This window comes from Endozoicomonas sp. GU-1, from assembly GCF_027366395.1.
GTDB lineage: Bacteria > Pseudomonadota > Gammaproteobacteria > Pseudomonadales > Endozoicomonadaceae > Endozoicomonas.
This window is the reverse complement of the sequence record NZ_CP114771.1, coordinates 2,121,389-2,142,578: the sequence shown is the minus strand read 5'-3', so window position 1 is coordinate 2,142,578 and position 21,190 is coordinate 2,121,389. Positions and strand designations below refer to the sequence as shown.

15 protein-coding genes are annotated in these 21,190 nt (G+C 47.4%); 7 read left to right on the top strand and 8 right to left on the bottom strand.

The features are described 5' to 3' along the window. Positions 1–12: 12 nt before the first annotated feature. Both O3276_RS08630 and O3276_RS08625 read right to left on the bottom strand, forming a co-directional pair. Complete coding sequence (locus O3276_RS08630) at positions 13–3,093, bottom strand: DUF4116 domain-containing protein (RefSeq protein WP_269675272.1); 3,081 nt, start codon at positions 3,091–3,093, stop codon at positions 13–15. 230 nt (positions 3,094–3,323) lie between these two features. Further along, positions 3,324–4,451 (bottom strand): hypothetical protein, encoded by a 1,128-nt coding sequence (locus O3276_RS08625; protein WP_269675271.1) that lies wholly within the window; start codon positions 4,449–4,451, stop codon positions 3,324–3,326. 419 nt (positions 4,452–4,870) lie between these two features. Here O3276_RS08625 and O3276_RS08620 point away from each other — a divergent pair, with 419 nt between their 5' ends. The 5 genes from O3276_RS08620 (at position 4,871) to O3276_RS08600 (ending at position 12,584) form a co-directional block, all read left to right on the top strand. Beyond that, on the top strand, positions 4,871–5,626 hold the full coding sequence (locus O3276_RS08620) for an enoyl-CoA hydratase-related protein (protein ID WP_269675270.1): 756 nt from the start codon (positions 4,871–4,873) through the stop codon (positions 5,624–5,626). A gap of 520 nt (positions 5,627–6,146) precedes the next feature. After that, positions 6,147–9,659 carry a hypothetical protein gene (locus O3276_RS08615; protein ID WP_269675269.1) on the top strand — a complete coding sequence of 1,171 codons (3,513 nt, stop codon included), beginning with the start codon at positions 6,147–6,149 and terminating at the stop codon, positions 9,657–9,659. Positions 9,660–9,807: 148 nt separating this feature from the next. Continuing rightward, the gene (locus O3276_RS08610) at positions 9,808–10,092 is read left to right on the top strand and encodes a DUF4212 domain-containing protein (RefSeq protein ID WP_269675268.1); all 285 of its coding nucleotides are present in this window, start codon (positions 9,808–9,810) and stop codon (positions 10,090–10,092) included. A gap of 1 nt (position 10,093) precedes the next feature. Then, entirely contained in the window at positions 10,094–11,881 is a 1,788-nt protein-coding gene (locus O3276_RS08605; protein WP_269675267.1) for a sodium:solute symporter family protein, read from the top strand. Between the two features lie 169 nt (positions 11,882–12,050). After that, the gene (locus O3276_RS08600) at positions 12,051–12,584 is read left to right on the top strand and encodes a hypothetical protein (RefSeq protein ID WP_269675266.1); all 534 of its coding nucleotides are present in this window, start codon (positions 12,051–12,053) and stop codon (positions 12,582–12,584) included. A 58-nt stretch (positions 12,585–12,642) separates the two neighbouring features. Here O3276_RS08600 and O3276_RS08595 read toward each other — a convergent pair whose 3' ends face one another. After that, positions 12,643–13,482 carry a class I SAM-dependent methyltransferase gene (locus O3276_RS08595; RefSeq protein ID WP_269675265.1) on the bottom strand — a complete coding sequence of 280 codons (840 nt, stop codon included), beginning with the start codon at positions 13,480–13,482 and terminating at the stop codon, positions 12,643–12,645. Between the two features lie 236 nt (positions 13,483–13,718). On the opposite strand from O3276_RS08595, the gene O3276_RS08590 reads away from it, so the two are divergent. Then, positions 13,719–15,014 carry an ankyrin repeat domain-containing protein gene (locus O3276_RS08590; RefSeq protein ID WP_269675264.1) on the top strand — a complete coding sequence of 432 codons (1,296 nt, stop codon included), beginning with the start codon at positions 13,719–13,721 and terminating at the stop codon, positions 15,012–15,014. Positions 15,015–15,344: 330 nt separating this feature from the next. Here the strand turns inward: O3276_RS08590 and O3276_RS08585 are convergent, their stop codons facing one another. The 5 genes from O3276_RS08585 to O3276_RS08565 form a co-directional block, all read right to left on the bottom strand. Continuing rightward, positions 15,345–15,923, bottom strand: coding sequence for a disulfide bond formation protein B (locus O3276_RS08585; RefSeq protein WP_269675263.1), 579 nt, complete (start codon positions 15,921–15,923; stop codon positions 15,345–15,347). Between the two features lie 66 nt (positions 15,924–15,989). Next, positions 15,990–16,634 (bottom strand): thioredoxin domain-containing protein, encoded by a 645-nt coding sequence (locus O3276_RS08580; RefSeq protein WP_269675262.1) that lies wholly within the window; start codon positions 16,632–16,634, stop codon positions 15,990–15,992. Between the two features lie 88 nt (positions 16,635–16,722). Next, the gene (gene ylqF / locus O3276_RS08575; protein WP_269675261.1) at positions 16,723–17,619 is read right to left on the bottom strand and encodes a ribosome biogenesis GTPase YlqF; all 897 of its coding nucleotides are present in this window, start codon (positions 17,617–17,619) and stop codon (positions 16,723–16,725) included. Between the two features lie 273 nt (positions 17,620–17,892). Continuing rightward, positions 17,893–18,603, bottom strand: coding sequence for a protein-tyrosine phosphatase family protein (locus O3276_RS08570; protein ID WP_269675260.1), 711 nt, complete (start codon positions 18,601–18,603; stop codon positions 17,893–17,895). A gap of 439 nt (positions 18,604–19,042) precedes the next feature. Continuing rightward, positions 19,043–20,032, bottom strand: a complete 990-nt coding sequence (locus O3276_RS08565; protein WP_269675259.1) for a GNAT family acetyltransferase — start codon at positions 20,030–20,032, stop codon at positions 19,043–19,045. A 276-nt stretch (positions 20,033–20,308) separates the two neighbouring features. Here O3276_RS08565 and O3276_RS08560 point away from each other — a divergent pair, with 276 nt between their 5' ends. After that, a complete protein-coding gene (locus O3276_RS08560) occupies positions 20,309–21,148 on the top strand; it encodes a hypothetical protein (protein ID WP_269675258.1) in 840 nt (279 codons plus the stop codon). The last annotated feature ends 42 nt before the right edge of the window (positions 21,149–21,190 follow it).

Genomic DNA, 21,190 nt, shown 5'->3' with positions numbered 1-21,190 from the left:
ATGTTTAACATTTTATCGCCTGCCTGAATGATTCAGCTGTTTCAATATATCAGTACACATTTTGGTCAGCCCATTCATTAACGATATCAGTGGAAATGTCGAGTAATCGGCTCCAAAGATTAACCGGCCATAAATATCATAAAAATTCGCGTAATGTGTGCAAGTATAAGCGTCATCAGGGTAGAGCGCTTCGCTTAGGTGCTGATTGTTTATGTGGTTCATATAGCAGTCAGTCGGGTCATACTCATCCAGAGGGAGCTGGGCAAAGCCGGGAGCATCCGGCTGCAATGCGGTCCAGTAAAGTATTTCCTGCGCGACCCGGACAAGCCAGGCCTGATACTCGTCATCGTCCCGTCCAAGGAGAAACCGTAGGTTGATCGGCGTGTCTGCTGAGGGCATAAGCCCCAACAAAAACTGGTTGCAGGCCAATTCAACAAATGCGGCTGTTTCGTTAAGTGCCTGAGGGTTTTTGTAGTGATAGCCGACAAAGCCCTGACGTAAGCGTGACCTTACCAGTACCGCCGACACAATGATTTCGCAGATACTGTTGGCCAGGGCAATGCGTTGTGAGACCTTGGGCATATAACAGGTTTCAAGCGTGTCTTTCTGCTGTAAGCAGCTGTGGATATGGCCAAAGGTTTCATAATCACCCAGGTCGCGCATGCCACAGTGACCAAAATCAATCTTTTCGGTGGCCAGAGTGTTCCATGCTGTCAATTTGCCCGCGTGTACATTGTCAGTGATCAGATTCATGGCCGAATGCAAGGCGACCCAGCCCCGGCCGTCCTCAGTGTTGTGCAGGCACTGCAGCATACTGGTCGGCACCAATCCCATGCTGGTCATGTAACCCGCATCGTGACAGGCCCTGAGGATGCCCTGCTCCGGGCGCTTCCAGGGGCAGTCCTCTGTTGTGTCTGGCGAATGGGCATACCGGGCATAGGCAACGGGTGCTGTGTAGCAAAAGACATTGATGCATCGCTGGCCATGGCTTTCGGTGATTTCCACCGGGTCATCGAACTGGTTAATCAGGTACTCCAGGTCTTTGCCCAGGGGGAGCAGCATAAAGTCGCGGTACTCTGGTAGCACGCTATTAAACTTACCTGCCAGCTCGGGAGTATTGGCGATGACTTGATAAAGCAGGCCTTCCCTGGCCAGCGTCTCAAGGGGTTCCCCGGCTCTCTGGAATTTAAAATAGATGGCCTGGCCACCGGCTTGCAGACATTGCATCGTCCGCCCTCCGACTATCCGGATTGCTGGGTTGTTTGCCAGGCCAAGTTCTTCGGGGACATCCTTCAGCCCGAACGATGACGGCATATTTTCGGCAATATACCGGTTGATGTGCTCCCCATCAGCGGCATTGGGCAGTGCAAATCCGGTAACCTGGTGAGCGGTTGAAATCAGGGGTATCAGAAATAGATTGGTGCATGAGATCGCTAAAGGAGACTGCTGGCTGATCAGTGGTGCCGCCAGGACCTTGTCTGGAAAGGTATAAGTCGGGGCATCTAATGATTCAATGAAGCTTATTTTGTCTTCCAGTGAAATATCGGGACAGGTTAAAAACTTCAACTGAACATTCGTTGGTACATAGGGCAATTGATTAAGCTTGATCAATCTGAATAACAGGCTTTCCTCCTTCGAATCTGACGGTTTAACGATCTCTTTGGTAACGGCTGCCATGAGACAAAGCTCATTGAAACTCAGGTGTTCCCGGGAAACATGTTGGAATGCCGACAGATTATTTTTTAACGCCGCATCAAGGATTGCTCCTTTTTTAATGTCGCTGGGTACATATCTCAGCGCTTCGGGAGACAGGCTAACGGCCAGGGCATACAGCTCAGACGCCTTATCATTACCTACCCACTTTGAAAGGTTTTCAGTTGCAGCGAACTTAAGAGGGTTGGCCCTGCGCTCTTTGCTGGTAATGACTGATTTGAGGAAATGATCAGTAATATATTGTTCTGGAATAGCATCCAATACTAAGTATCCACCGATACAGGCAGTACGGTATATTTCCGTTCGTTGTGTTTCCGTTAGAAATTTGGGAAGCGTCTTGGATAATTTTCCACCTTTAGCCGCTGCCAGATACATATCGAATGTTTTGACGGCTTCCGGAATGAATTCGAGGGCTCTGGCATTATTATCAACAGCCAGTTGGCATAATTCGGTGGTCTTCAGATGTTCAGGAACATACTCTAATGCTAATCCATTACGTCGACAGGCTACCTCACAAAGTTCTGCTGTTTTTTTATGGTCCGGGTAAAATTTCAGGGCACCGGTGTGTTCGATGGCAATGGTTAATAATCGGTCACTAACGGGCTTGTTCTCCGGGTAATAATTCAGCGCACCGTGGGATTTTCTGCAGGCAATTTCAAAGTGTGCATCAGTTCTTGCTGCTTCAGGAATGTGTTTAATGGCTCCTTTATATTTTTCAAGGAGGAAGTCAAAAAAACCATCGTTCAGCCATTGTTTGATTATCTCACCAGGTACCTTACCAATGGTATCAAACTTATCAATGACCAAAGCTCGACACAACTCGTTGGTTTTCATACTGTTGGGTATGTACTGTATATTCGAATAAGGCGCTTTTACAAATGCCTGTATACACATTTCTGGTGTTAACTTTTCCAGGGGTACTTCACTAAAATAACCAGGGTCCTTTTTGATTTTTAAAAAGTAATCTTCACTATCAAGCTGATCCGGCCTGGCCCCGGGCGGAAACTCCCCGAAGTATTTGATAAATGTTTTATAGTCACTGACCGGCAATGGCTGCTGTTTGTCCGTGCATTCGGCAACGCTTTGCAGCAATGCTTTTAATTCATCACCAAGATTGCCTTGTGGCAGGTCATGGGTGGCACCGGGGCAGGCTTGCACACGAGACCATGCCATAGGGGGGACTGTAGTGGCAGAAGGATAAGGCGTATTTCCGACAGATAAGCCGTCCTGTACACAAGCCCCTGAAGCCTCTTTAACAAGGTGTTTGCGCCAGAGTTGACCTGAAGAATCCCCGAATCGATCCATCAGCTGGGGTTGATGTTCCCGAGTTTCTTTCGGGTTTTGATCATTAGGGGGAGATGGACACCCTGAAATATTCATTTGCTGACAGCCTTGTAATAATACGCTTTCTGTTTATCTGGTATTTAAATAAACTAGGATCTCAAAGTTAGCAAAAAGTTCCAGAAATCATAGTTGCATCTGGAAATAGCGAGTGAAAAACAAGGGGTGAGGCTTTACCGGTAGCATGGAAATTCAGCAGGTCGCTATTCTCAGCAAGTCTCTCAGGGAAGCGCCGCCCCTTTAAGATAGCAAGGGGAGCACCGGCAAGTTCAGGCCATTTTAGCCATATCTTCAGGCAGTGGCGTCAAGCTTTTAAGCAGCGTATCAGCAGCACTCCGGGCGGCTGCGCCACTTTTATAGTGCCCTCGAACCATGGCATCACTGCGCTCTAGTCCCAATGCCACGGCAGTGTCATCTGAAAGTGCGGGATCGTCTTTCTGTGCCTGTGTTTTCAGCGACAAAATCTGGGCAGCTTTCAGGTATAACTTCAGGTTTTCCTGTGAGGAGTCCGTGATGATTGCAGCCAGCACCAGTGCCTCTGTGCTCATTTCTGATACCCGGCGGGATAATGCCTGTATTACCTTTTCCATCTTATCTTCCGGGATTTTGCCTGCTAATACAGTGGGCAGTTGATCATTCTTGACAAAATGCCGTTCCAGTTTGCCGGATTCAAGCAGAAATTCACCCCCTGCCTTGGTAAAAACGAAATGGTTAGGGGATTTTAAATAAATGGCAAAATGGGCCAGGTCCTGCGCCTTTCCAAACTTTCGATCCGTGATGATTTTCGGGAGTGGGCCTATATCGGTACCCGATGTCATCTGGTTCTTCAGGAGGATCAGTGCATCTTTAACGGACTGTCTCAGGTCTTTCGGAAACCATTCTTCGACATGCTGTTCTACAAAACCCTGCCGTTCAACGCCCATACTAAAGAAACCGGAACGCTCGTTGTTGTCTTTCCTTGAGATTGCCCCCAGATCTTTTACCAGATTTTCCAGAAGGTGTTCTTCGTTTTGTATGTATTCTGAGTCACCCCCTTTTTTTACGAAGGCGGAAATTTGGTTTTGCAGACTTACGACTTGTTGGAGTTTTTCAATGCTTCCCTGGTCGGCAAGATTGCACTGGGCCAGGGCAATGGACAGGAAATTCTCTTTATTCTCCCTGTCGCTTTCACTGTCGCGAAAAATGCCAAAACGGTCCACCAGTGCTTCGGTGAGTGCCTGTTGCGCCTCAGGGTTCTTGGATAACTCACTTTTTGCCGCGCTTAACCGATCGGCAAAAGAGTCTTGAAGCTGTTTTAGTTCCGGGGGGACGGGGGGTTGTGAAGTTTGAGCGTCGCTTGCGGTGCTGAGCTCAGGTAGAATTGGGCTTGCGGGGATTTGGGTGGATTGTGGAATCATTGCAGGTGCTCCTTGAATTCATTGTGTAAATTGGTGTGTAGGTATATCCGCATTCATGGTAATGCTCTAATATGACCGGACAGATACTGATAAGTTCAACAAAATAGCCCATTCGAGCAACCAGCCACCACGTTCATAATCATTCCCCGCTAACCACACAACAGATGGCTAGGAGGCTGTCCGAGAATAGCGCCCGTAGCGAGGATGGCAGAAAATTGAGGATAAAAATTCCGTTTTGTGAGGTGAATAGCGGGGCTATTTGCCGAACAAAACGGAATTTTTAGACCAATTTGCTGCCACCGCAGTAGGGCAGTCTATTCTCGGACAGCCTCCTAGGTTCTCTACTGCCAATTGGCAAACAGCTGTAATAGAATATGAACGACAGAATAATGACAATAAAGTGTTAGGGAGTTTGCGCCATGTCAGATCCGCAGAAGCATATACTGATCGAACAGCAGGAGGGTATCCTGACGATACGCTTCAACCGCACTGAGAAAAAGAATGCGCTGACCACAGCGATGTACGCAGCCATTCTTGACGCACTGATCGGTGCTGATCAGGATGACAGTATTAAAGTGATTCTCTTTGCTGCCCAGCCTGATATGTTTACTGCTGGCAATGACCTCAAGGACTTTCTGACCCGGGACACCTCTGAAGAACCGGCAGCCATAAAGATGCTACGCCAGCTCGCGGTACAGAAAAAGCCGATTGTGGCAGCAGCCAGCGGTATTGCCGTGGGTATCGGCGTGACGTTATTGCTCCATTGTGATTTGGTTTATGTGGGGGAAAACACCCGGTTGCGTTTGCCTTTTGTGAATCTCGCCGTGGTGCCGGAAGCTGCCTCCAGTTTGCTGTTGCCGGATATTATGGGACGACAGCGGGCTTCAGAATTGCTGATGCTGGGTGATTTCTTTGATGCCCGGCGCGCCCATGAATATGGCATTGCCAATGCGGTAATAGCCAATGAAGAAGTCTTTGAATTTGCCCTGGCAAAAGCAAAAGCGCTGGCAGCAAAGCCCCGTGAAGCACTGTTGCTGACCAAACAGCTGATTACCCGGAACCGTCGCAGCGATGTTCAACAGCGCATTGATGATGAAGCGATCGTCTTTGCTGAGCGAATGGTGTCCGAAGAAGCCCGACAGGTAATGGCGGCCTTTTTTTCCGGTAAGTCTTAAGTCCGACAGGCTCCTTAGCTGACAGGGATTCTGGTTGCCATGGTATCGCCACTAGGAGGCTGTCCGAGAATAGACTGCCCTACTGCGGTGGCAGCAAATTGGTCTAAAAAGTCGGAAATTTTTAGTAAATAGAACCACTATTCACTAAAAATTTCCGACTTTTTATCCTCAATTTTCTGCCATCCTCGCTACGGGCGCTATTCTCGGACAGCCTCCTAGTAGCCAGCAGTGCGGGAGCTGCCAGTCATCACCATTCCACCTCCCAGGTAAACTGTGCAGCCATTTTGAGCAGCAGGATTTTCATTGGAATGCTTCGTAATACCCGATGACTCAAAATAGTCCTGCTATTATAACAAGCGAAATTTCTAATTCCCAAATGGTATGGCTCCTCATTCTATCTTGATCAAATGTCCAAAATAGCTATCAGGAATGCGGTATCAATAATTTCAAAGTGAACTAATGGAAAAATAGTTTATCTAAAATATGTTCTTACCGCTAAAATTTCAGGAGCCTTAGTGTTTTGCCTGTTGATTCATCTATTAAGCCAATGACGGTGTTGGAACAGTCGGTTCTGGCGAATGACACCTTATTAATCCGTGATATTAAAAGATCCAAATCACGCTATGTGATTGATGGTTTGTCGCATGTTGTTTTGCAACTCCCCGATAAAATTCGAGATCCACTGTTGCCCCCTTTGCCTTTATTAAAGTTAGAGCAACGGCACAGTGTAGGGCGAATAACATATACAAATGATCCTGAACAGCAATTTTGGTCTATTGATCGAGTAATGACCTTGCTTCTGGATCAAAATGATAATGCTGCATTTAAATGTTATCTTGAACCAGTGATGGCTGATAACGTTGATTTACCAACAACGAAAGGGAGTGGAGAGTCAGAGTGTCTGGATGCTTCTTCAGTTGTCACTGTGCTTGGTGCCCACTCTGCTCATGCCAATGTCAACGAGGTACGATGCTCAACCAGCCAGAAACTGAAGAAGGGCAGCTATCTTGGGGTTTATCATCCAGATTTAGCAACTCATAACAAGACGAAAGTTCATTACAGGGAGGGGCAATTCATCGCATTATCATCCGGTGAAGGTGTGATATTGGAGTATAAATCCTCTGATGAGGGTTTACCCTACTGGGAAATAGTGGCTACCTATCAAAATAAAGACCTAACGGTTCAGATGAACCCTCTGCTCCAAGAGAAACTTGATTTTAAAGATATAGCGATAAGTAATGGGCAATACCATCTTCCGGTCAGAGCGATTGAAGAACTCTCTGTGCTTAAAAGAAAACATGGAATCTGCCCTGAGGTCTTTAATTGTGGTCGTAGCAGTGATAAAAGTGCTTTAAATGCGTTAAAAAAATACACTTCTGAACAGCTTGAAAATGGTAGAGGGCAGGCTGTTTTCAGTATGCTTGTTGTGAATGATTCTGCTGCACACATGATTGCCGTCAGATTTATCCAGACAGGTAATAAAATGGTTGTTTATTTGCATGAAACAATACAGCCGAAAAGCTGTGTAGCCAGGGAGATAAGAAATTTTATCATTGCCGCGATATCAGATTCTGTACAAAATATTCGAGACAATAGCCTGTACTTTTTGACCACGCCAGCGTCAGGATATCTCCAGAAAGACTATAACAGCTGCTCAATAACAGCATTTAAGGTGTTGCTGTCCTTTGAAAAAGAACACAATGGACTTGACCCGTTTTTTATCCGTTTGGTGGAAAATTCTGATTCGGAAATTTCTCTGGTTGATTATCAGGCATTCAATGAAGATGCAGGTGAATTCAGTAAGGAAGCAAAGGTGCTTCCGGTAAATATCAAAGTGGGTAGTCTGCCGTTAACATTATTACCTGCAGTTCTTCTGAAGTTTTATCAGGGTAGTCAGGCTCTTCTTTCTAATCAGCAAAAAAAAACCATTGTTAGTCATGCCAGAAAGTTAACATTGGAAGACTATTACCTGAGGTACAGGTTTTATGAAACGGAAACTGATAAGGTGTTTAATGTGGCCGCCTTTTGTAAAACCAATAAGTCTTTTGCCTTATGGAAAGATATGATCAGAAATTTCATACCTTTGTTTGTCAGTATTTTCAGGGCTGATTTTGATCGGATGAGAAAAAATGTGATAAATCGATGGTTAAAGGATTCAATGTATTCAGATATAGAAATTAATGCCAATGATTTGAAAATATTAAAGCGATACAAAAAATTCATCACCATGGAGGCCGATTTAAATACATGGTCTGAAGAGGCTGTTTTAAAGTGGCGAAATCAAATCAGGGAGTTGACAGCTTGGTTAAAGCAGATAAGGCCCGTTACTACGACTATGAATAGGAATAAACTACTGTGGCGCTGGTGCCAGTTTTTAAATAATCATCTTGATGCCTGTTCCGATGTTGGGAGCTTGTGGGTTGGCAGGGATGTTGGCTATGTTATTGAACGGCTTGATGCCCGGTTGAAATTATTGGAAAAGACCGTGAGATCTGATTTTCCCTTTCACTTTGGTGAGAGGTTCTACAGAGAACCAGAGTCTCTGCCAGCAGAGCCTGCGTTTGAGGGTGAGCCCATTGATAGTTGCAACGTCAAGACTGAAGTCATGGAGTCTTTGATGGAGCCGGGACGTTTTAACAGGATTGTCATGACCTTTCCGAAGCCATTACTTTTGGCTTCTGCTGACAATGAAAGAGCATGCCATGATTCTGGCTCAAATACATCGCATTGCAAGGATGAGTCGTTATTATCATCGGCTTCAGGGGAGTCCTGTGAAGAAGTCTCTGCTGCTATCGCTGATGTAACAAAAGCTTTCTCAGTGCTGGATTCAGGTGAGAAAACACCCTGTGATTCACCTGTGGCTATATCGGATTCCTGCAAATCAATGGACCTTGAATTACAATGTGATGAAAAGCTCACTGATGAACTCCTGTTTTCTCAAGACGATAGCCCATCTCATGCATCAACACTCGGTCAAAATTATTATTCAATAGTGGCAAAAGAGGCTGCTCAAAGTAGTAAAGTTCATACTTCATCTGTTCTGAAAAGAAAGCAAGCAGCACTGGAAACGGGTTTTTCTGGCCCTCCCATAAAGAAACAACGATTGATGGGTGTTTCCATGCCTGTTTTGGATACTGCTGCAACGGGTTTGGCAGAGCAGGCTAACGTAATCAGAAATGAAATTGACAAGGATAAATTCAAGGTTGCAATCGAGATGCTTTCTATGGTGCTGCAGGGTATATGGACAATGGATGTATCAAGCAAAACGAAAGCCAGCAACAGGTTAAAGGTTCTCAAAGAGGCCATAGAAAATATCTGTTGGATTTCCAACCGTCCAAATGAGCTTGATAGCTACCTGCAGCGCAATACTATTTTTGGTATCCCCAGCTTGCATGATACTCATAAAAGAGTCCTGGTTATCGCTTTTGCACTTGATTATCTTTTGCAAATATTATCCGCAGCTGGCGAGGAAGTTGTTAATGAACCGGTGTCTATTGTTACCAGGGCAAGGTTTTTTATTGCAAGGAATACCGGTAAAAACGGTGGTGGCGTTGTGGGAGAAAATAGATACGATGTATTAGCAGGTGAGTTTCCTGCCTTGTTTGCAACAGCAAGTGTTTCTGAACCCTCTGAAAATGAAAGTGTCATGGAAAAGGTGCTTAGAATCAGAAAGGAGCTTCAAACAATTGGATATTTAATGATTAGTGAAAGAATAAATACTGCTCTTTTCAAAGGGGAAGCACGTGGGAGAGTAAACTTGCTTGAGTTGTTGATTGAAAAAGTCTGCTCTTTTTTGGGTAGAGCAGTTGGGAGCTATGATTTTCAGTACCAACTGAGTTTAGAGAAAAGTATAGGCCCGGCTCAAAGGAAGTGGCTTAATCTTGCGGCACTCCATGAATATTTATCATCTATATTGCCGGGACACAGCCCTGATAAATCCTATGCTTCTGTTCTGCTAACGGCTGAGAGCTATCTTAAGGAGCAGGCTAAAAATAGTACTTTCAATAACCTGTCTCAATTTAAGAGACTGTAAGCCTAACAGGGTTGAGACAAAGTGTTAAACCGGTATTAGCCTAAAGTCTAAGATGCTCATCTCCCCACATTTGTTACTGTCAGAGACTCAGGCAGTCCTCAGTGACTGAAGAAAAGAAAAACAATAATACTTTCAGGAGCGTTTTTTCATGTCTGCTGATCCTTCCCGTGGTAATCATCAAAGTGCAGCTGCCGCCTATTGGCGGGAGAACATACGCATACTACTTTCCTTACTGGTGATCTGGTTCGCCGTTTCATTTGGTTGCGGCATACTGTTTGTGGACCAGCTGGATCAATTCAGCTTTTTCGGCTTTCCATTGGGCTTCTGGTTTGCCCAGCAGGGTTCCATCTATACCTTTCTGGTTCTGATTTTTGTCTATATCGGGTTGATGAACCGTCTGGACCGGAAATACAACGTTCAGGAGGAAGAGTGAGATGACGACTCAAACACTGATCTTCCTTTTTGTCGGGTTATCGTTTGCGCTCTATATCGGTATTGCTATCTGGTCCAGGGCTGGCTCAACCAAAGACTATTATGTGGCCGGTGGCGGCGTTCATCCCGTCGCCAACGGCATGGCAACCGCAGCGGACTGGATGTCGGCGGCCTCTTTTATTTCCATGGCCGGTATTATCTCCTTTATGGGGCGTGACGGGGCCATGTATCTGATGGGCTGGACCGGGGGCTATGTATTGCTGGCCATGTGCCTTGCGCCTTATCTGCGCAAATTTGGCCAGTTCACTGTGCCGGACTTTGTCGCTGAACGTTATTACAGCCAGACCGCCCGGGTGGTTGCTGTTATATGCGTTATCTTTATTTCCTTTACCTATGTTGCCGGACAGATGCGCGGCGTCGGTATTGTCTTCTCCCGTTACCTGGAGGTGGATATCAATATCGGGGTCATGATCGGGATGGGTATCGTCTTTGTCTACGCTGTGCTGGGGGGCATGAAAGGCATTACCTACACTCAGGTAGCGCAATACTGTGTGATGATTTTCGCCTATCTGGTGCCCGCGATCTTTATTTCCATGATGATTACCGGCAACCCGATTCCCCAGTTGGGCTTTGGCAGTGACGTTGCAGGCACCGGGCTCTCGGTGCTGGAGAAACTGAACGGCCTGTCTCAGGAACTAGGCTTTGCCCAGTATACCGATGGCTCCAAGTCCACCATTGACGTGTTCTTTATCACCATGGCGCTGATGGTCGGTACTGCCGGTTTGCCCCACGTTATCGTGCGTTTCTTCACCACCCCAACGGTGCGTGACGCCCGTAAATCGGCCGGTTATGCGCTGCTGTTTATTGCTGTGCTCTATACCACAGCGCCAGCGGTGGCCAGCTTTGCCCGTATCAATCTGCTGCAAACGGTTTCTGAAGCTGAATATGAGCAGCTGCCTGAGTGGTTTGCCAACTGGGAAAACTCTGGTTTGATGGCCTGGGTCGACAAAAACGACGATGGCAAAATTCAGTATCACCCGGGTGCTCCGATCGAAGGTAAGCCGTCGTTTATTGACGCACGGGGTGACAGTGGTGAGCGACTGGTCAGCAATAACCAGACTGGCAACGCCAATGAACTGTATGTTGATCGCGACATTATGGTGCTGGCCAACCCTGAAATCGCCAACCTCCCCGGTTGGGTCATTGCACTGGTAGCGGCCGGAGGTCTGGCGGCGGCCCTTTCTACCGCAGCTGGCTTGCTGCTGGTTATTTCCACCTCCATTTCCCATGACCTGCTGAAGCGGAATCTGATGCCCGGCATTACCGATAAGCAAGAATTGCTGGCGGCCCGTATTGCTGCCGCTGCCGCTATTGGTGTGGCCGGTCTGGCAGGCATCTACCCGCCAGGATTTGTGGCCTCGGTGGTGGCTTTTGCCTTTGGCCTGGCGGCGTCTTCATTCTTCCCCGCGATTCTTCTGGGTATTTTCTACAAGCGGATGAACCGTGAAGGGGCGATTGCCGGTATGGTCACAGGCCTGCTGTTTACGGCTTCTTATATTATCTACTTCAAATTTCTGGGGGGCACTGCGGAACAGTGGTGGTTCGGCGTGTCACCAGAAGGCATTGGTACCCTGGGTATGTTGATCAACTTTGCGGTCTCCCTGGTGGTTTGCCATGCTACGGAGGCACCACCCAAAGCGGTGCAGGATATGGTGGATGATATTCGTATTCCCCGCCGTGGCGGGAAAGCATCAGAGCCCGTAGAGGAGGGTGAGACCGTTCGGGTATGAAGCCACTGAACCGATAAACAATCCAGAGCCGCTTTCCGTTGGAACGCGGCTTTTTTTCGATTCTTTGATCCTGGTCGCACCTGATATTCATTTTCCCAAATACAGAACTTAAGTGCTTTACAGGTGTCTAAACTGCCAGTCGTTATATTCTGCCTAAGGAGTAACCAGCGTGGTTTCAAGAACTATTTGTCTATCTCTGCTTTTGCTGTCGGCACTGGCCAATGCCGTGGATGATCACCATAAGTTGTTGTTAAGTATGAAGCACTATCTTGACGATGAGGTGGTTACAGAGGTTAATTTCTACGGCACCGGGATTGATCCTAATGTGATGTCGAATGAGGAAGGCCAGTTCAAACTGACGGTTGACGGGGTTGAAATAGATGCCGTGAATGACTCGACTTACTGGCGCTTGAATAAACTGAGGCGTTCATTCAGCTATGATACCTTTTCCCAGGGTATTCAGCAGCTTGAGCCAGGCTGGGCGATGTGCAAACTGGGTGGTCCTGCCAGTGGCATCATTTTGGAAACCCGTTATCTGACCTATCAGGACCATAACATTATTCATGATGAGATGAGGCCGGTTTATGACCGGCCATTAAATTGCCTCTATCAGCCCAGGTATCAGCCGGTAAATGACCATGCCCGGGAGGCTGCCCGAGGCGTACTGGAAACCTTGAGAACCATTGCTGAATTTAGCAATTAACCCATCAATGGAACTTTTAACAGAGGCGATGTCATCGCCCCTGTTACATACACGGTGGTTATTTAAGACCAATGATTACCGCCATTTCATCACCATCAGCCCAGGGTCTGCCGCGCAAATCACTGTAAGGGGCCTGAATTTCCAAGCCGTGTTGTTCAAGCTCCCTGCGCAGCATGTCAAGGGTAAAGTGCTGCAGCCAGTTATAGACCGTCCACTCCCGTTCTGCTTCACAGATAACATACTTGTCCAGGGTGACCAGTTCAGGTCTGTACAAGAAGGAAGACTGGATACACCAGTAGTCCTGTGCACTCCAGAAACCGTTCATGGCGTTTCTGGCAAGTACCACGTCCTCGGTTTGTTTCTCAAACCGTGTAGAGGTATAGACATCCAGGGCAATCACCCCATTTGGCTTAAGCATTGACTTAAACTTATCCAGCAACCCGGAACGTTGCGACGGGTTCAGGGCACAGAAGTCACACATCACTAATGTGATCAAATCAAACTGTCGTGAATCGTGGTAGTCCAGGTAATTGCCCAGGTGGTATTCGATGTCCAGGTTCGACCGGTCTGCCTGCTGGCTTGCGTACTCAAGAGAGTTTTGAGAGAAATCAAGACCCACCACAGTGCCTGTTCCCTGTTTTTTCAGGCGCTGGGTATACAGCCCCGGGCCGCAGCCAAAGTCTATGACCGTTGAAGATTGATTAAGGCCAAAGCTTGAAATAAGCCAGCTGACCGATTCATCAATAAAATCAAGCGATCTGGAGGCAGCGTTGATATCCGGGTTTAGATGGTAGGCCATCATTTGTCTGGCAATATGAGGATCTGCCCACAACACTTCTGCTGTGTAAGATGACCACACAACAGGCTGAGCTGTTGCGTTATTGAGTTGTTTGAACATGTTGCTAATCCCGACACTAATGAATCCATTACTTTGAATTTGTCATATTTTATCTATTTGCCTTTGTCGTTAAAGATTTAAATTGGGTGAATAAAGTGGTGAGGTATGCAGATACTGGTCAGATGGGCTATTACTGAATTAAGTTTTTTTTCGCTACTGTAAAAACTATCAAACGACCTCCGATTTACAGCTGCCATAGTTTACTGAATCTTGTCTAACTCAGGAGTGTGTTGTTTATGATGAATGGTGTTGCTACATCTGAAACCACCTGTTTACTCTGTGCCAAACAAACCGACTCTGCCAGCAGTAATGACACAGTTGGCACATCTGCCCGACGCTCAATAGTCAAAACAGCTTGCCACCATACTTTCCATCTGGAATGTATACGTCGGCACCTGGACGGGCAGTCGGGATTTCCTGAATTTCGAACCTGTGCTGTCTGTCCACAGGGTGCTTTACCGCTGGTGCAGGTGGCCTGGGACAGGTTAGCGCCAACCACCCGTTATTGTGAGTCACCGGCACTGGTTGCCTGTTGCAACGGAGATTGGCAGGCCATACAGGCCATAGTGGAGCAAGAACCGGACATGGCCCGGCAACACTATTATTCTGCTCACACGTGCTGCAACATCGGGCTATTGCACATCGCCGCCGGGCAAGGTGATGACCGTATACTCAATCTGCTGATCCGTAACCGGGCCGATATCAATGGAGTTGAGGGGTATCATGGTGCCACGCCTCTGCATTTGGCTGCCGACGGTGGCCACACCAGGTGTATGGATCTTCTGCTGGCAGCAGGGGCAAATCCAACGGTAACCGACCAGCACGGCGATACTCCCCTGCATAAAGGGGTCGATGCCGGGCGCATTGAGTCTTTGCCGCCATTAATTAATGGTGGAGCCAATATCAATGCCGTCAACAATCGCGGTTATGCACCCTTGCACAAAGCCGTGTTAATGAAACAGATGGCGTGCCTGCTGTACCTGCTCTCCCGTGGAGCCGATGTTGATAACGGCGACGCCATGGGCTACACGGCCGCATGTAATGCAGCCTGTTCTGGCTATCCGGATTTTCTGGAACAATTGATCCACTTTAAGGCAGATATCAACAAAGCCGGGATATTTGGTCATACGCCGCTCCACCTTGCGACCGAAGAAGGACATATCAAATGCATGCATATCCTTATCAACCATGGGGCAAAGATTGATGCAGCCAATGACCACGGTGATACGTCCCTGCACATGGCTGTGTGGAATAACAACATTGAAGCAGCACGACTGCTGAGCGAAAAAGGAGCCAGTATCAATATCACCGATCATGACGGTTGGGCACCAGTTCACATTGCCGCCTCAGAAGGCAATATTGAGATTCTGAAACACTTGCTGGAGCGCGGAGCAAACATCAGGCTGTTAACGAAAAATGGTTTGAGCCCGCTGGGTCTTTCTACCAATGAAGGGCACACCAACTGCGTGCAGTTTATGCACGCGGTATTTTCGATGACAAAAGACCCCGGGCGGTTAGGCGGTGTCCGTTAACGTGCCATGATTGCTTTGGCTAGGAGGCTGACCGAGAATAGCGCCCGTAGCGAGGATGGCAGAAAATTGAGGATAAAAATTCGGTTTTGTGAGGTGAATAGCGGGGCTATTTGCCGAACAAAAGCGGATTTTTATCCTCAATTTTCTGCCACCGCACGACTGCATGGATGCAGGAGCTAGAGCAACGCAGGAGCAGTTGCCGCGTAGGGCAGTCTATTCTCGGTCAGCCTCCTAGCGATGTATCACAGAAATTTACAGCCAGGTAAAAGATCGTGAATTCTACCTGGCAGGGTGGCAATGGGTTGATTGATGAAATTGATGCACAGCCATTCACGGCTTTTTGAAGAGCGCAGCGTATAGGGAGCTGATAATGCAGGTCACAGCAGCCAACAGATAAATTGAGAAAATCACGACCATCCATTCTGCCATGTTCAGGGTAAGCAGGGTCCAGTCATCGGCACCGCAGAGTCCGGTGGGCATAAACAGGGAGGGCCACCATTCATAGAGAGGCAGGTCGAAAGGGAAGGTCGGGCGGAAGCTGCAGCTGGAAGAAAACGGATTAAACTCGGCGTAGTCTGCCATTTGGGCAATGGCTTCCTTCAGTCCATACAGTGCACCAGCAATCCAGAGCGTGTAACCTGTGATCCTGAAAAACAGCTGGGTGGGGGAAATGATGATAACCAATGGTGCCAACATCAACACCAGAACGGCGAGCCGCTGATAGACGCAGCGCTCACAGGGATCCATATGCAGAATATACTGAAAGCCCAGAGCGCAAAGCTCCAGAAAGAGCGCAGTGGCAAACATAATAAGCCAGGTGACTCGTAAACGCTGCCAGCCTTGGATTGTTTGCAGTGGGCTGTCTTTCAAACGTTGAAAGAGGCTATTGGGGTTTTGTTCAGCAGCCAATGGTGATCCCTCTCGAAGTTACTTATGGCTTTCCGGTTGGGTCAGCGAAAAGCCATCAGCGCAGTGTTATTGTGTCTCTTCCGCTGGAAGTTTGGTCAGGTAGGTGATCAGCGCGTTCAGCTCGTCATGGGACTTCAAGCTGCCCATATTGATCAGGTAACGGTTATTCACCATAAAGCCGGGAACGGCATGAACGTGTTCGCCATACTGGTTCCAGTCCAGTACTGTTCTCATCACTAACAGGTTATTCTGGTTCGCCTCGAAGTCAGACTGTTTCAGTCCTGCCTTTTCCAGGGTCTGGAAGAATTCCGCATCGTTTCGCCAGTCGCCCTTACGCTCTACATGAAGGCGGCTGAAAAGAGCCTGTTTGACGGCGTTGTGGCGCGGTGTACCCTGGGTCATGGCCAAGGCCAGGGTGGCCTGTTTGGCATAGGCACCCATAAAGTTCATATGCGCCTGTTTGAACTCAATGCCCTGCTGGCTCAGCCAGCTCTTCAGGGTAATCAGTGGTCCTTTCTCCCACTGATAGCAGCCTCCACAGTAAATAGAAAACAGCTCAGTCACGGTTGGCCTGGTAGAAGGAGCAAGCCCTTTAACGACTTTGTAATGGGGACCTTCCTGAAACTGGCTGGTATTTTCAACGCTGTCCGTCGCTTTGGCAAAAGCCATCATCGGAAATGCAAACATAAGTACCAATAACAACTTTCTCATCGGTATTATTTTCCTGTAGTCCTGTTGAATGGTGTGAATATCGAGAGGTTATCATTGTCCAAACCTCAGTGTCTGATAAATATGCTGGTTATTTTTCAGCCTTGTCTGCTTCCCTTGCCAATTTTGCTGCTTCCATGGCCTGCAGCTGGGCTGTAATCATTTCCGGTGTTTCCAGGGTAATACGACCGAGCTGGCCATCCCGGAACTCATTGATCAGAATTTCGGCAACCTTATGGGTATCGGCAATACCGCCCCTGCGCATACAGCCACGCCGTTGACCGATCCTGTCAAACAGCTCAATGCCGGTTTGCGGAATATCCTTAAGCTGGTAACGCTGCAACAGCGCATCCGGATAATGCTGCATCATAAACTCGGCCAGGTACATGGCAACGTCTTCAAACTCAATAACCGTGTTTTTGATGGCTCCGCTGATGGCCAGACGGTAGCCGCAATCTTCCGGCTCAAGCTTGGGCCAGAGAAAGCCGGGGGTGTCCAGCAAGACAATATTATTGGGCAGTTTGATTCTCTGCTGCTGCTTGGTGACCGCCGGCTCATTGCCGGTTTTGGCAACTGTGCGACTGGCCAGAATATTGATGGTGGTGGATTTGCCCACATTGGGGATGCCGAGGATGATGGCCTTCAGCTGGCTGACCTCCAGATTTCGCTCAGGAACCATGGCGGGTGCCATAGCCAGAATGCTGCGAATTTTGTCCGGCTGCTTCAGATTGACGGCAATGGCCTTCATGCCGGAAGTGCGGTTGATATGGTCTACCCATTGTTGGGTGACCACCGGATCAGCCAGATCACTCTTGTTGAGAATCTTGATGCAGGGGGTGTCTTTACGCAGGGAGGCAACCATCGGGTTCTCACTGCTGAAGGGAAGCCGCGCGTCCAGCACCTCGATAATAAGATCCATCTTTGGTATCACTTCACGGATCTCTTTTTTGGCCTTGTGCATATGGCCGGGATACCAGTTTATTGCCATTGTTGGATCTATCTTGCCTGAATGAAAACGGATTATTTTACTATGTATCGGGCACGCCACAAACCACCAATTTGCAAAGATTAAAAGGTAGCGGCTGACCTGTTATGGTGGCTGTGCGCCAAATAATGGCAAGAGCGCTTGCAGGACAAAAGGGAGGTCAAATAGAACGTTGTGTCAGCCGTACCTGGAACTGTTTTGATCATCAGCCGAGTTAGTAAATGGCACCAACACTCTGAATGCCTTTACTATCCCGCAAATAATAGGCAATCCATTTCAGTGCTCTTTTTGCAGAGACCTGAGCGGTCTTCCTGCAACTTCCTCTGCTTCCGCAATCACCTCAAGGTAGCTTTTGCCCAGAAACTGCATCTGATAAGTGCCAATGACCATGCCTGTCCGGTCACTGCCAGCCTGACAGTGCACAAAAATGGCGGCAGGCCTACTGTACTCCTGATTAAGTAATTTGTTGAGCTTGTCTACCAGTTTGTATACATCACCAATAAAGGGAAGTTTGAGCATGATGTGGAGAACTGACGTCGGGTAATAGTCAGGATTGGAAGCAGCACCATAAACCGGATGGTGGATCAGCTGCATCAGATCCGGGTTGATTTGGGCAAACATCTGTTCCTGTTTCAGTAAATGACGTTCACCGAGTTTGCTGATCAACGAAAAATCATAAATATAGATGTCTTCGGGAAGGGGGGTATGGAGCTGTTCCATACTTCTCTGGTTCATGGTGTCAATAAGCTTTTGATAGGCAAACTGGCCTTTGATAACGGGCATGTTGCCCCGGAACAGGTAGTTTCCGGACACAGGATTATAGTCAATCAGCCGGAGTTTCCGGGGGGAGAATGCCACTTCTTTTGGCTTGGGCCGGGAGTCTGCCGACGATAAATCGTTGGCTACAGGGCGTTGTGAGGCGGTGTTGCCCACCGTGGCAAACGAGAGCAGAACCAGTATTGAGATAAGCCGTCTGATAATAGTCATGATGCACTACATATTATGTGGAATCATAATATCAGACTGTTTTCTGCTCTGAGAGTTGCAAAGAGTTTTTGGAATCTATTCTCGGTCAGCCTCCTGGTACATGGTTTCAATGTATTTGATGGGTTCCCTCTATCAATGATGCCCAAACTCCGTTCGTCCTCAGCGGAGTCGAAGGGCGTAAATAAGTAGTTAACCAAATGAAATCATATATTTCTGACTAAGTTGTCAGTCACTCCCGGCAACTGCTCCTGCGTTGCTCTATCTCCTGCATCCATGCAGTCGTGCGGCGTTGCAACTCCGGTCACATAGCTACGGCTATGCTCCCTACGTTGCGCCTTGCATAGCAACTGCCCATTTAGCCAGAAATATACGATTCCATTTGGCCAACTACTTACCATACTCTGAATAAAGACCGTGCCAATCACCCTTCGACATCGCTTCAGGATGAGCGGGGTGCAGGTGTATTAGCGCTTTCCTGCACCAGACGTTTTCCCATGCTGATGACCTGGTCTGTCTGGTAACCCAGGGATTGATAGAAGGCCAAAACCTGTTGGTTGGCGCTGCGTACCTGCAGGTTGATCTTTGGGCATCCCAGCTTTGCCAGACGAGTTTCCAGCTTTTCCATCAGGGTTCTGCCCAGTCCGTATTGTTGCCATTGGGGAGCGACGGCCAGATAGTTCACCCAGCCTCTATGACCCTCGTAACCCCCCATAACCGATGCAACGATTTCCTTTTCGATCAGCCCTACCAGGAAAAGGCCGTCATTGATGGCCACTTTTCGATCGATATCACGTTGTGGATTATTCTGTGGAGTGGTCAGGCCACACTGTTGCCATAGCCTGATAACCGCTTCTGTATCTTCAGGTTTGAAGACGCGAACAGTCATTCCGGGATGGGCTTTATGTCGTCGCGTGAGCTCTGGTTTCGGGGTTGCTACGGGTAATCGGATTCTGGACATCCGGTAGCTGTTGACCAGTTGTCCATCGCGAAAGGCATCACATTTGCTTTCACCTTCTATCGCAAAGCCGAAGCCCTGGTAGAGGCTGATAGCCCGGGAGTTGTCGGTATAAACGTCTAATTCGATCCGCACCAGGTTCAACCAGTTGTCGGCGAGTTCTACCATGGCCGACATGAGCTGTTTACCGATGCCTTGTCCCTGGGCATCCGGATGCACGGTAATAGCAAAACTTGCGCAGTGTTTGCGTCGTGGGTTGTCCTGTATTTGTAACCCGAGAAGGCCAAGGATTTGTCCTGAGGACTCGGCTACCAGCTGTATATGGTTCTTGTCGTCCATATTGAACAGATTGTGCCAATACGCCTGGGGGCGGTAAGGGATCTGGCTGGTCTGGCGGGTTACTCCCGGGTCGCGGAAAAACTCTCCAATAGCGTGCAAGTCAGGAGTTTCGGCGTGCCGGATAATGGTATCCATGTTTTATTCTCTGTAATTCAATAGCATTGACTTTAGGCTATATAACCAGACAGTTTCAAGATGCAGGTTTTACATGTGAAAGTTGTTATTCTTGCTGCTTAACCCGGATATTTCATAAACTGTCCCGAATCTCACGCAGTATTTGTTGTTCCGGATATATTTATTGCCTTTCAAAGTGGATCAATTGGTTGACTGGAGTGATAAGTGAGATTTTAAAATTTAGACTATCATGAGATTTCTAAATATGATTTATAAAAAAAGGAAGGAATTTTTAAGATGTATTCGACTACAGCATCCAGTACTCATTCAACTGTGGCTTCATCTGGTTCTATCGAAGATCCATCCTTGCCTGATGAAAACGTATCATTCGAAAAAGCAAGCAAGTTTGGGAGAATAATTGTTAAAGCACCAGATGCTGTGCCACAATTAACCTTGGCAAAAGCTATTCAGGAAATTAAAAATTTACCTACTTCTGATTTTTTCAATAGTGGTAATAGAATACGACAGGTTGAACTTGTTGCTTCAGAATACTCCAAGGTTTCTCAGCATCCAACACAGGTAACTTTTGATGCAGCTGGTAAACTTTCAGATACAGAAGCATTTGAAAGAAAATTTGCGCCCCATACAGATTCAATAAAGGCAATGTGTAAAGAGGCCTTGCAAACAATGGGACAAAAACTTAACTGGAAGGATTTCTCTATTGGGGTTCGTTGTAATGTGCTCAGGTATCAATTTACCCCTGAACAAACACAGGTATGCAATATGGAATGGCATAAAGATGGATGTAATTTATCCATGACAACACTTTTATCGCCATATTATCAACACGGTAATGGTTTTACTGGTGGAGAATTGAGTTTTGCACAAAATTCATTATTTTCTCCAGGAGTTCCTGTAGCGGGTACCATAAAAACACTTGAGTACAAAAAGCCGGGAGATGGCTTCATCTTTGATGGTTTGAAATCATTGCATAAAGTTGAAAACATGCATCTATTGCATGAAATTAAGGATGGAGAAGAAATCGTAGAAAGACTGCTGCTTCTTTGTTTTGCCTGGCCATCTATAGGTGATGTAATCACTCTTTCAGAAGCACTTGGTAAAGAAAATTTAGTCTGAGCACCTAGTCCAAAATTCAGATATGAGTTATAAAACAGGTAG